Genomic DNA, 12044 nt, shown 5'->3' on the forward strand with positions numbered 1-12044 from the left:
AAAAAGGCCGTCTGAAAATTAAACCTCAGGGTGTAGCGAAGCCAATACGTTCTTCAAGATGCCTTGCCGGAAGACAAATAAGACTTCAGTATAGGCGGCACCATCTCCGATGATGGTCGTTAAGAAAAGGGTATCGTCTTTAGCGCGGTAGTAACAGTGGCTCAGTTGCGCATTATCGCCTGCCTTTTCAAAATATGGGTCGAACAGGTAGTCATATTGGGCTCGGGGAGCGATTTGTGTTTTACCGTTGCGGAAAAAGGCAATTTCACGATAGTGGCTGAATGGAATTGTACCGTCAGTGCCGAACATTTCTTTTCCGCGATAATGGGAAAGTCCGTATTGATCGTGTGTAAACAGATGTTTTTCTTTCTTATAGTTGAAACGTTCCGATTTAATGCGCACGCCCATGCCGTTTTTTTTGCAGGTAAAGCCGTCGGCAGTAGCCGTAACGGGGATGCTTTCATAACGCGACAACGGAATCAGTCGCGAAGTATGAACCCAGCCATCCAGGCTTTTTTTGCCGCGCAAATCGTAGGTCATCTGCCAACCGTGTTCTAAATGAAGCTTTCCCTCCATCTCGGGGGTATAAACATGGGTACCGTTTGGAATTTTGGTCAGGATTCGGCTTTGGGTGTTCGGTTGTTCGCGTAAGTTACTGTATCCGTCAGGATCTTGAATTTCTGAGAATTCCGCATGTGCGGCGAGGCTGATAAAAAGTATAGGGAGCAGGATAATTTTTTTCATGGTGTTGTGTGTGTGAAATTGTTGGGTATGTTTTTCAAATATGATGGCAAAGAGTAACGATCTGATTGTGTGTTAATAAAAGAGGTCGTCTGAAAATTCGCTACGCTCGTTTTCAGACGACCTCATCGTTTATCAACCGTTAAACAGCCAAGGTTGGCTTTGGCGGCGTTTTTCTTCGAAATCGCGGATTTCGTCGGCGTGTTGCAGGGTCAGTCCGATTTCGTCCAAGCCGTTTAAGAGGCAGTGTTTGCGGTGTTCGGTAATATCGAATGTAAATGTTTCACCGCTAGGGGTGGTCAGGGTTTGTTCGGCAAGGTTGATGGAGAGCTGATAGCCTTCGTTGGCTTCAACTTCTTTGAAAAGCTGGTCAACCTGTTCTTCTGTCAAAACGATAGGTAAAAGGCCGTTTTTGTAGCAGTTGTTGAAGAAGATGTCGGCAAAGCTGGGGGCGATAACGGCGCGGAAGCCGTAGTCGTCCAATGCCCAAGGGGCGTGTTCGCGTGAAGAGCCGCAACCGAAGTTTTTACGCGTCAACAGGATTTGTGCGCCTTGATAGCGTGGCTGGTTCAGAGAGAAATCCGGATTCAATGGGCGTTTGCTGTTGTCCATGCCCGGTTCGCCGTGGTCGAGGTAACGCCATTCGTCAAAGGCATTGGGACCGAAGCCGCTGCGTTTGATGGATTTCAGAAATTGTTTGGGGATGATGGCGTCGGTATCGACGTTGCTGCGGTCGAGCGGGGCAACGATGGCGGTAATTTTGGTAAAGGCTTTCATGTCAGATTCTTATAGTAATAATGGGAAATTATATGGCTATTCGGGTTAGCGTGTGCTGTGCAAACCGATTCGGTTGCCTTCTGTATCTTCGATAAATGCTGCAAAGCCGTTGGCAATGCGGAATTTCTCTTGTAACAGTTTGCCGCCTGCTGCGACGGCTTTTTCTGCTGTTTCGGCACAATCCGGGCAATTGAAGAAAATGGTTGTACCGCCGTGGCCGGGCTGGGCGTTGCTGTCATGCCAAATCATGCCGGCCGTACCGTGTTGGGTGTAATCGGCCGGAAAAATGATGAAACGGAATCCGTTGCCGCCAACGTCTTGCAGGGGCTTGTCGAATACGGATTCGTAAAAGGCTTTGGCGCGATCCAAATCATGAGCGTGAATACCAAACCAGCTTGACGGATTACTCATTGTTTCTTCCTTTTGCTTGGAATCGTGAAAATGTCTGAACAAATAATAAAGTATCAGGCCGTCTGAAACGGAGTCAGGAGGTTCAGACGGCCTGATTTACCGAATTATTCGGTAGCGGCTTCGATTTTTTCTCCAACATGACTCATGCCGCGGCCCACTGCATTGCCGCCTTTTTTAACGGCTTCGCCGGTTTTTTCGGCAATGTTTTCAGCAGTTTCTTTGGTTTTATCGGCTACGCGCTCGGCAGTCTCTTTGGTTTTGTCCCAATTGCGGTTGGCATCGTTTTTTGCGCCGGACCAAGTGCTGGAACAAGCTGACAGGATGAGGGCTGCGGCAGCCAATGCAAACAGTTTTTTCATACTAGATTCCTTTCGAGTTATCAATGATTGAGAAGGTTTTCGGACGTTTTGCGCAATAGGAAAACTTACTTGAGCAAGGTATTGTTTCAGACGGCCTGATCAATAAAGGCCGTCTGAAAATACTTTAAGCCATAGTGCGGATGTCGGTAAAGTGGCCGGTAACCGCGGCTGCGGCTGCCATGGCAGGGCTGACGAGGTGGGTGCGTCCGCCGTTGCCTTGACGGCCTTCAAAGTTACGGTTGGAAGTGGAGGCGCAACGTTGTCCCGGGGTCAGACGGTCGGCATTCATGGCGAGGCACATAGAGCAACCCGGCTCGCGCCATTCAAAACCGGCTTCGATAAATACTTCGTGCAAGCCTTCTTTTTCGGCCTGTTCTTTCACTAAACCGGAGCCGGGAACAATCAATACGCGTTGTACATTGTCCGCTTTTTTACGGCCTTTGGCGATGGCGGCGGCCTCGCGCAAGTCTTCGATACGGCTGTTGGTGCAAGAACCGATAAAGACGATATCGACAGGGATTTCGTTTAATGGCGTACCGGCTTCCAAGCCCATGTATTCAAGGGCGCGTTCCATGCCGCTGCGTTTGACCGGATCGGCTTCTTCGGCAGGATTAGGCACTTTGCCGCTGATGTCCAAAACCATTTCAGGCGATGTGCCCCAAGTTACTTGAGGCTCGATGTCTTCAGCTTTGAAGTGGTATTCTTTATCGAATACGGCGCCTTCGTCAGACACCAGCGTGCGCCAGTATTCGACGGCTTTGTCCCACGCTTCGCCTTTAGGTGCGAAAGGTTTGCCTTTTACATAGTCGATGGTGGTTTGGTCGACGGCAACCATGCCTGAGCGCGCACCGGCTTCAATCGCCATATTGCACAGGGTCATGCGGCCTTCCATAGAAAGGCTGCGAATGGCTTCGCCGCCGAACTCGATGGCGTAGCCCGTGCCGCCTGCCGTGCCGATTTGTCCGATGATATAGAGGGCGACGTCTTTGGCGGTAACGCCCGGTTTCAGACGACCTTCAACGGCAATCAGCATGGATTTGGATTTTTTCGCGGTAATGCACTGGGTCGCCATGGTGTGTTCGACTTCGGAAGTGCCGATACCGTGTGCCAGCGCGCCGAACGCGCCGTGGGTAGAGGTGTGCGAGTCGCCGCAGACAACGGTCATGCCGGGCAGGGTTGCGCCTTGTTCCGGTCCCATAACGTGCACAATGCCTTGGCCTTTATCCATAAACGGGAAGTAGGCAAGTGCGCCAAACTCTTTAATGTTTTTGTCCAAAGTATCGACTTGCAGTTTGGAAATCGGATCTTGGATACCTTTGTCCCAGTCGCCGGTCGGGGTGTTGTGGTCGGCTGTGGAGACTACGCTGTCGATACGCCAGAGTTTGCGGCCGGCCATTTTCAAGCCTTCAAATGCTTGCGGGCTGGTTACTTCGTGAACCAGGTGGCGGTCGATGTAAAGCAGGACAGTGCCGTCTTCTTCTTCGCGGACGACGTGGCTGTTCCAAAGTTTATCGTAAAGGGTTTGTGCGCTCATGATGAGTATTCTTTGCTATTGTTAGGTATGAATGATGGTTTGCGTTTATGGGCGGATTTTAGGCTTTTTATAGGGGCTGTGCAATAGAAATTTGTCCAATTTTTAAAATTTGTTGCAAAGTTTCAAAAAACCTTATTAAAAATTAGACAAATTGTAGAATTGTTGACAAAAAGATGCATCTTATCTGAAAGAATACTTGTCGAAATGCACTAAAAAGTTCTATCATTCTCACTCAATATCCACACTTAACAAAGAGGTATAGAGAATGAAATTACCGGTAATGGCTGCCGAATATCTGTCGCAACTTCAGGCGTTTGAAGCGAAAATCTTGTGCAACCACGCCAAAATCGAAGCATGGTTCCGTTCGCAATGGAACGAACACCGTCCGCCGTTTTATGGTTCGGTTGACATCCGTAATGCCGGTTACAAAATTTCATCTATCGATATGAACCTGTTTCCGGGCGGCTTCAATAATTTGAATCCCAACTTTATCCCGCTGGCGGCGGTTGCCGCGCAGGATGCAGTACAGCGTGCCTGTGAAACAGCCAAATCCGTATTGATTATTCCTGAAAACCACACACGCAACACATTCTATCTGCAAAACGTTTACGCCCTCAGCGAGATTTTGCGTTCGGCAGGATATGAAGTGCGCTTGGGCAGTCTGAATCCTGAAGTGACTGAGCCAACCGAATTTGAAACCGCGTTGGGCGACAAAATCCTGTTGGAACCTTTATTGCGTACCCGCGAGCGCGTTCATCTTGCAGACGGCTTCTCGCCTTGCGTTGTCTTGTTGAACAACGACTTGTCCGCCGGCGTTCCCGATATTCTCAAAGATATCAGCCAAACCGTATTGCCTCCGCTGCACGGCGGCTGGACGACTCGCCGTAAAACCGAACATTTCGGCGCGTACAACCAAGTTGCTGCCGACTTTGCCAAGTTGATTGACATCGACGAATGGCAAATCAATCCTTGTTTTGAAAAAATCAGCGGTTTGGATTTCCAAGAGCGTGAAGGTGAGGATGCGTTGGCAGGCGCAGTTGAGCGCGTATTGGCGAAAACTCAAGCCAAATACGACGAATTGGGTATTACCGACCAGCCCTTCGTTATTGTGAAAGCCGATGCAGGCACTTACGGCATGGGTGTGATGAGCGTTAAATCTGCAGATGAAGTGCGCGGATTGAACCGTAAAAACCGCAACAAAATGGCGAAGGTGAAAGAAGGTTTGGAAGTTAGTGAAGTCATTGTTCAAGAAGGTATTTATACCTACGAAACCATGAACGGTGCCGTGTGCGAACCCGTCGTTTATATGATGGACCGTTTCGTAATCGGCGGCTTCTTCCGTGTACACGAAGGGCGTGGTGCAGACGAAAACCTCAACGCCGGCGGTATGGTGTTCGTCCCACTGTCCAACAGCATTCCCACCGGCAGCGGCGACAATTCCCAAGAAGCGCCTGAAGCCTGTAAACGCTTATTTGAACAATGGGATTCGCTCGGTATGCCGCGCTCTGAAAAAGACTGCGACGTGGACAATGAACACAACCGCCTCTACGTTTACGGCGTCATGGCGCGCCTGTCCTTGCTTGCTGCCGCATTGGAGCTGGAGAAAACCGCGCCTCAAGCCTAATAAAGCGTTGATCGATATTGTCAGGCCGTCTGAAAATCAGTTTTCAGACGGCCTTTTCTGTCTGTACAATTCATTCTAACTAAAAAACATGATTTATTTTTATGAGCAAACCAGCCAATCCAGTTGAGACAACCGACACTCTGCAAGACCAAGCCATGCAGCGCAGCAATACCGACAATGCGCCGCGCTCTGCCATCCATCAGACCCTGTATTCCGCCGATACCTTTGCTCAGCATGATTATCTTGCTGGAAAAAACTTGCCCGATATTGTCCGTCCGCAAGAAGGCCAAATCAACTGGCTGCATTTTGTCGGCATCAATGATGTTGCCTTGCTCAAACACGCGCTTGAGCCTTACGGCATCCATGAGCTGGTTATTGAGGATATTCTCAGCCGCAAGCAACGTCCGAAAATCGAAGACTACGGCAGCTATGTTTTTACTGCCGCACAGGTTTACCACTATACTTCCACAGGCAAACTCCATTCCGACCAAGTGTATGTGATTATCGGCAAAGATTTTGTGTTGTCTTTCCAACAAAAACCGTTGGGTTTGTTCAGCCATCTCCGCCGGCAGATGTACGAAAATCCGCACAATATTTTGAACAAAAATACAGCGTTTCTTGCTTATTGCCTGCTTGACCGCATTGTGGACGACTATTTCATCGTTTTGGAGTCGTACAACAACCGTGTCGAAGCAATAGACAAGTCCCTGTTTAAAAATGAAAACAGCGATATTCTCAGTAAGATTCACTGCCTCAAGCGCGATGCCGTCCGTCTGCGGCGCACGCTTTTACCATTGCGCGATGTGTTCTACCAACTGGCCGTGCGCGGCGATTTTGCTATTTTCAAAGGCGAATCGACCGTCTATCTGCGCGACGTGTACGACCACAATATGCAGCTTATCGAGTCGCTTGATGCCTCGCGTGATATGGTGTTGAGCATGATGGACATTTATCTTTCCTTCCAATCCAACCGTATGAACCAGCAAATGCGCGTGTTGACGGTTATCACCATCATCTTTATGCCGTTGACCGTCATCACCGGCATCTATGGCATGAACTTCGACAATATGCCCGAGCTGCATTGGCATTACGGTTATTTCATGGTTTTGGGTGTGATGCTGTGCATCATCATCGGACTGCTGATTTTCTTTTCGCGTAGAAAGTGGCTGTAAACGGGTAGGCAAGGGGTTGAAAGTCAACGTTTAAAAACGGTAGAATGATTTTGCACACGTGCAGTATGAAGTTTTCAGACAATTTAAAAATAAATATCAAAAGGAGAAGAAACTATGAAACCGGAACGCCAACTACCTTCCCATGAACTCATCATGTCCGAGCTGATGATGCCTTATACGGCAAACTTCAGCGGCAATGTTCACGGTGGCGATCTTCTGCGCCTGCTTGACCAAGTGGCATATTCCTGCGCCTGCCGTTACAGCGGTACTTATTGTGTTACTCTGTCTGTTGATAAAGTCTTGTTTAAAGAGCCCATTCATGTCGGCGAACTGGTAACCTTTTACGCCAGCATCAACTACACCGGCCGTACCTCTATGGAAGTCGGCATCCGCGTAGAGGCGCAAAACATCCATACTGGCGAAGTGCGTCATACCAACAGCTGCTACTTCACCATGGTTGCCGTTGAAGACGGTAAGCCGGTTCCTGTACCACCTTTGGAAATCAATACTCCGCGCCAACGCTGCCGTTATGAAAGGGCTAAAAAGCGCAAAGAGTTGAGTTTGCAGGCTGCGGACAAAGATTCTGGCTGCAACTAAATTCAATTTATTAAATAATGAAGGCCGTCTGAAATCCTGTTTCAGACGGCCTTCACGCAAAAGCCATAAACCGCTTGTTTTGTGGTAGAATCAACAAGATTTTTGCCATACGAAATTACAGATAATCATGACCGACGCAACCATCCGCAACGACCATAAATTTGCACTTGAAACCCTGCCTGTCAGCCTTGAAGACGAAATGCGCAAGAGCTACCTCGATTACGCCATGAGCGTGATTGTGGGTCGAGCCCTGCCGGATGTCCGCGACGGTCTCAAGCCGGTACACCGCCGCGTGTTGTACGCGATGCACGAGTTGAAAAACAACTGGAATTCCGCCTATAAAAAATCGGCGCGTATCGTCGGCGACGTTATCGGTAAATACCACCCCCACGGCGATACAGCCGTTTACGATACCATCGTCCGCATGGCGCAAGACTTCTCCATGCGTTATGTGCTGATCGACGGTCAGGGCAACTTCGGTTCTGTCGACGGCTTGGCCGCAGCAGCCATGCGTTATACCGAAATCCGCATGGAAAAAATTTCCCATGAAATGCTGGCGGATATTGAAGAAGAAACCGTTAATTTCGGCCCCAACTATGACGGCAGCGAACATGAGCCGCTGGTATTGCCGACCCGTTTCCCTGCGCTGTTGGTCAATGGTTCGTCTGGTATTGCCGTCGGTATGGCAACCAATATTCCGCCACACAATTTAGGCGATACCATTAATGCCTGCCTGCGTTTGTTGGATGAGCCTGAAACTGAAATCGACGAGCTGATCAACATTATCCAAGCGCCCGATTTCCCAACAGGCGCAACTATTTACGGCTTAAGCGGCGTGCGCGAAGGCTATAAAACCGGCCGTGGCCGCGTGGTAATGCGCGGTAAAACCCATATTGAGCCTATCGGCAAAAACGGCGAACGCGAAGCCATTGTTATTGATGAAATCCCATATCAAGTCAACAAAGCCAAGCTGGTTGAGAAAATCGGTGAGTTGGTACGCGAAAAAACGTTGGAAGGCGTATCGGACCTGCGCGACGAGTCCGATAAATCCGGTATGCGTGTCGTGATCGAATTGAAACGCAATGAAAATGCCGAAGTCGTTTTGAACCAACTCTACAAACTGACCCAGCTGCAAGACAGCTTCGGTATCAATATGGTGGCTTTGGTTGACGGCCAGCCGCGCTTGCTGAACCTGAAACAAATCCTGTCCGAGTTCCTACGCCATCGTCGCGAAGTCGTTACCCGTCGTACTTTATTCCGCCTGAAAAAAGCGCGTCATGAAGGCCATATTGCCGAAGGTAAAGCAGTTGCCTTGTCCAATATCGACGAAATCATCCGTCTGATTAAAGAATCTGCCAATGCGCCGGAAGCCAAAGAAAAACTGCTGTCCCGCCCATGGCGCAGCAGCTTGGTTGAAGACATGCTCAGCCGTACGGATTTGGACCTGCACATGATGCGCCCTGAAGGCTTGTCAGAGAATTTGGGGTTGCACAGTCAGGGCTATTATCTGAGCGAATTGCAAGCTGATGCCATTTTGCGCATGAGCCTGCGCAACCTGACCGGCCTCGATCAGGAAGAAATTGTCGGCGAATATAAAAACCTGATGAGCAAAATCATTGATTTCGTGGATATTCTTTCCAAACCTGAGCGTGTTACCCAAATCATCCGCGAAGAGTTGGCAGACATCAAAGCCAACTTTGGCGATGAACGCCGCAGCGAAATTAATCCGTTTGGCGGTGATATCGCCGATGAAGACCTGATTCCGCAACGCGAAATGGTCGTTACCCTGACTCATGGCGGCTACATCAAAACCCAGCCGACAACCGATTATCAGGCGCAACGTCGCGGCGGCCGCGGCAAACAGGCCGCGGCAACCAAAGACGAAGACTTTATCGAAACCCTGTTTGTCGCCAACACGCATGATTATTTGATGTGCTTCACCAATTTGGGCAAGTGCCATTGGATTAAAGTGTACAAACTGCCGGAAGGCGGCCGCAACAGTCGCGGTCGTCCGATTAATAACGTTATCCAATTGGAAGAAGGCGAAAAAGTCAGCGCCATCTTGGCCGTCCGCGAGTTCCCGGAAGACCAATACGTTTTCTTCGCCACTGCACAAGGCATGGTGAAAAAAGTCCAGCTATCTGCGTTTAAAAACGTTCGCAGCCAAGGCATCAAAGCCATTGCGCTTAAAGAAGGCGATTACTTGGTCGGCGCAGCGCAAACCGGCGGTGCGGACGACATTATGTTGTTCTCCAACTTGGGCAAAGCCATCCGCTTTAACGAATATTGGGAAAAATCCGGTAACGATGAAGCAGAAGATGCCGATATTGAAATCGAAAACGAAGATTCAGACGGCCTGGATGATGAAAATGCCGAAAACGCATTGCCAAGCGGCAAACACGGTGTCCGTCCGTCCGGTCGCGGCAGCGGCGGTTTGCGCGGTATGCGCCTGCCGGTTGATGGCAAGATTGTCAGCCTGATTACCTTCGCTCCTGAAGCCGAGCAAAGCGATTTGCAAGTATTGACTGCTACCGCCAACGGCTATGGCAAACGCACCCCGATTGCCGATTACAGCCGTAAAAACAAAGGCGGCCAAGGCAATATCGCCATCAATACCGGCGAGCGCAACGGCGATTTGGTTGCCGCGACTTTGGTCAGCGAAACCGACGACCTGATGCTGATTACCAGCGGCGGCGTCCTGATTCGTACCAAAGTTGAGCAAATCCGCGAGACCGGCCGTGCTGCCGCAGGTGTCCGCCTGATTAATCTGGATGAAGGCGAAACCTTGGTTAGCTTGGAGCGTGTGGCTGAAGAGGCTGAAGATGAAGCCGCTTTGGAAAGCGATGCAGCTGAAAACCAAGTGGTAGAAGCTGAAGATACTCCGTCTCAAGAATCTTAAACATCAATGAAAAAGGCCGTCTGAAAAGTTTTCAGACGGCCTGCTTATTCCAAAAGAAAATCCCGTGAGCGCAACCGAACCGTTCGATTTACCTCTTTTTCTGAAAAATCTGCCCAATCTGCCGGGCGTGTACCGTTTTTTTGACGAAGACAGCAATGTCTTGTATGTCGGCAAAGCGGTCAATCTCAAGCGGCGCGTTTCCAGCTATTTCCAAAAAAACGACCATTCGCCGCGCATCGCATTGATGGTAAAACAGGTTCACCATATCGAAACCACCATCACGCGTTCCGAAGCCGAAGCGCTGATTCTCGAAAACAACTTCATCAAAGCCTTATCGCCGAAATACAATATCCTTTTCCGCGATGACAAAAGCTATCCTTATTTAATGCTCAGCGGCCATCAATATCCGCAAATGGCGTATTACCGCGGCACGCTGAAGAAGCCTAATCAATATTTCGGCCCGTATCCCAACAGCAACGCCGTGCGCGACAGCATTCAAGTGTTGCAAAAAGTCTTTATGCTGCGCACCTGCGAAGACAGCGTATTCGAGCATCGTGACCGTCCTTGTCTGCTTTACCAAATCAAACGCTGCACCGCGCCTTGTGTCGGTCACATCAGCGAAGAAGATTATCGCGACAGCGTGCGTGAAGCAGCCACTTTCCTCAATGGCAAAACCGACGAACTGACGCGTACCTTGCAACATAAAATGCAAACCGCCGCCGCCAATCTGCAATTTGAGGAAGCTGCCCGTTACCGCGATCAAATCCAAGCACTCGGCATCATGCAGAGCAATCAGTTTATCGACAGTAAAAATCCGAACAATCCAAACGATATCGATTTGCTTGCGCTGGCGGTTTCAGACGGCCTGGTTTGCGTACACTGGGTCAGCATCCGCGGCGGACGGCATGTCGGCGATAAAAGCTTTTTCCCCGACACCAAAAACGATCCCGAGCCAAACGGACAAGATTACGCCGAAGCCTTTGTCGCCCAACACTATCTGGGCAAAAGCAAACCCGACATTATCATCAGCAACTTTCCCGTTCCTGATGCGCTGAAAGAGGCTTTGGAAGGCGAACATGGCAAGCAGATGCAGTTTGTCACCAAAACCATAGGCGAACGCAAAGTCTGGTTGAAAATGGCAGAGCAAAATGCGCAAATGGCGATTGCACAACGCCGCTTGCAACAAAGTAGCCAGCAACACCGCATTGATGAACTGGCAAAAATCCTCGGCATGGATTCAGACGGCCTCAACCGCCTTGAATGTTTCGATATCAGCCACACGCAAGGCGAGGCCACTATTGCGTCCTGCGTTGTGTACGATGAGCAAAACATCCAGCCTTCGCAATACCGCCGCTACAACATCACAACCGCCAAACCCGGCGACGACTACGCCGCCATGCGCGAAGTGTTGACGCGCCGTTACGGCAAAATGCAGGAAGCCGAAGCCAATGGCGAAAGCGTCAAATGGCCGGATGTCGTGTTAATTGACGGCGGCAAAGGGCAAATCGGCGTAGCCGTATCGGTATGGGAAGAACTCGGGCTGCACATTCCTTTGGTCGGTATCGCCAAAGGCCCTGAGCGCAAAGCCGGTATGGAAGAACTTATACTGCCTTTTACCGGCGAAGTCTTCCGCCTGCCACCCAACAGCCCGGCCTTGCATTTATTGCAAACCGTACGCGATGAATCGCACCGCTTTGCGATTACAGGCCATCGCAAAAAACGCGACAAAGCACGCGTTACTTCCTCACTCAGCGAAATCCCCGGTATCGGCAGCAAACGCCGCCAAGCATTGCTTACTCGATTCGGCGGACTGCGCGGCGTGATTGCCGCCAGCCGCGAAGACTTGGAAAAAGTGGAAGGCATCAGTAAAGCATTGGCGGAAACCATTTACGAGCATCTGCACTGATTGGCTTGAACAGCAAAAAGGAAC

Annotated in this window: 10 protein-coding genes; 5 read left to right on the top strand and 5 right to left on the bottom strand. The window is 50.0% G+C overall.

The window, feature by feature from the left end; all coding sequences use genetic code 11:
• Positions 1-18: 18 nt before the first annotated feature.
• The 5 genes from FAH66_RS03845 to leuC form a co-directional block, all read right to left on the bottom strand.
• Positions 19-744 (bottom strand): SH3 domain-containing protein, encoded by a 726-nt coding sequence (locus FAH66_RS03845; protein WP_137040749.1) that lies wholly within the window; start codon positions 742-744, stop codon positions 19-21.
• Between the two features lie 132 nt (positions 745-876).
• Positions 877-1518, bottom strand: a complete 642-nt coding sequence (gene leuD / locus FAH66_RS03850) for a 3-isopropylmalate dehydratase small subunit (RefSeq protein ID WP_070632365.1) — start codon at positions 1516-1518, stop codon at positions 877-879.
• 45 nt (positions 1519-1563) lie between these two features.
• On the bottom strand, positions 1564-1929 hold the full coding sequence (locus FAH66_RS03855; protein ID WP_003686332.1) for a VOC family protein: 366 nt from the start codon (positions 1927-1929) through the stop codon (positions 1564-1566).
• 104 nt (positions 1930-2033) lie between these two features.
• Positions 2034-2288 (bottom strand): hypothetical protein, encoded by a 255-nt coding sequence (locus FAH66_RS03860; RefSeq protein WP_049351052.1) that lies wholly within the window; start codon positions 2286-2288, stop codon positions 2034-2036.
• A 124-nt stretch (positions 2289-2412) separates the two neighbouring features.
• A complete protein-coding gene (gene leuC, locus FAH66_RS03865; protein ID WP_004520350.1) occupies positions 2413-3822 on the bottom strand; it encodes a 3-isopropylmalate dehydratase large subunit in 1410 nt (469 codons plus the stop codon).
• A gap of 265 nt (positions 3823-4087) precedes the next feature.
• Here leuC and gshA point away from each other — a divergent pair, with 265 nt between their 5' ends.
• The 5 genes from gshA (at position 4088) to uvrC (ending at position 12020) form a co-directional block, all read left to right on the top strand.
• Positions 4088-5446 (top strand): glutamate--cysteine ligase, encoded by a 1359-nt coding sequence (gene gshA, locus FAH66_RS03870; protein ID WP_137040750.1) that lies wholly within the window; start codon positions 4088-4090, stop codon positions 5444-5446.
• 101 nt (positions 5447-5547) lie between these two features.
• Positions 5548-6618, top strand: a complete 1071-nt coding sequence (gene corA, locus FAH66_RS03875) for a magnesium/cobalt transporter CorA (RefSeq protein ID WP_137040751.1) — start codon at positions 5548-5550, stop codon at positions 6616-6618.
• 114 nt (positions 6619-6732) lie between these two features.
• Complete coding sequence (locus FAH66_RS03880; protein WP_049351048.1) at positions 6733-7215, top strand: acyl-CoA thioesterase; 483 nt, start codon at positions 6733-6735, stop codon at positions 7213-7215.
• 127 nt (positions 7216-7342) lie between these two features.
• Positions 7343-10114: a DNA gyrase subunit A gene (gene gyrA, locus FAH66_RS03885; RefSeq protein WP_137040752.1), complete on the top strand. Its 2772-nt coding sequence runs from the start codon at positions 7343-7345 to the stop codon at positions 10112-10114.
• Positions 10115-10178: 64 nt separating this feature from the next.
• On the top strand, positions 10179-12020 hold the full coding sequence (uvrC, locus tag FAH66_RS03890) for an excinuclease ABC subunit UvrC (protein ID WP_137040753.1): 1842 nt from the start codon (positions 10179-10181) through the stop codon (positions 12018-12020).
• The last annotated feature ends 24 nt before the right edge of the window (positions 12021-12044 follow it).

The sequence above is a fragment of the Neisseria subflava genome (assembly GCF_005221305.1).
GTDB classification, from domain to species: domain Bacteria; phylum Pseudomonadota; class Gammaproteobacteria; order Burkholderiales; family Neisseriaceae; genus Neisseria; species Neisseria subflava.

What these genes read in the sequence shown, in the direction of transcription:
- FAH66_RS03855 (WP_003686332.1), bottom strand. Translation starts at nt 1,929, where the DNA reads ATGAGTAATCCGTCAAGCTGGTTTGGTATTCACGCTCATGATTTGGAT.
- FAH66_RS03880 (WP_049351048.1), top strand. Translation starts at nt 6,733, where the DNA reads ATGAAACCGGAACGCCAACTACCTTCCCATGAACTCATCATGTCCGAG.
- FAH66_RS03845 (WP_137040749.1), bottom strand. Translation starts at nt 744, where the DNA reads ATGAAAAAAATTATCCTGCTCCCTATACTTTTTATCAGCCTCGCCGCA.
- leuC (WP_004520350.1), bottom strand. Translation starts at nt 3,822, where the DNA reads ATGAGCGCACAAACCCTTTACGATAAACTTTGGAACAGCCACGTCGTC.
- corA (WP_137040751.1), top strand. Translation starts at nt 5,548, where the DNA reads ATGAGCAAACCAGCCAATCCAGTTGAGACAACCGACACTCTGCAAGAC.
- gyrA (WP_137040752.1), top strand. Translation starts at nt 7,343, where the DNA reads ATGACCGACGCAACCATCCGCAACGACCATAAATTTGCACTTGAAACC.
- FAH66_RS03860 (WP_049351052.1), bottom strand. Translation starts at nt 2,288, where the DNA reads ATGAAAAAACTGTTTGCATTGGCTGCCGCAGCCCTCATCCTGTCAGCT.
- gshA (WP_137040750.1), top strand. Translation starts at nt 4,088, where the DNA reads ATGAAATTACCGGTAATGGCTGCCGAATATCTGTCGCAACTTCAGGCG.
- leuD (WP_070632365.1), bottom strand. Translation starts at nt 1,518, where the DNA reads ATGAAAGCCTTTACCAAAATTACCGCCATCGTTGCCCCGCTCGACCGC.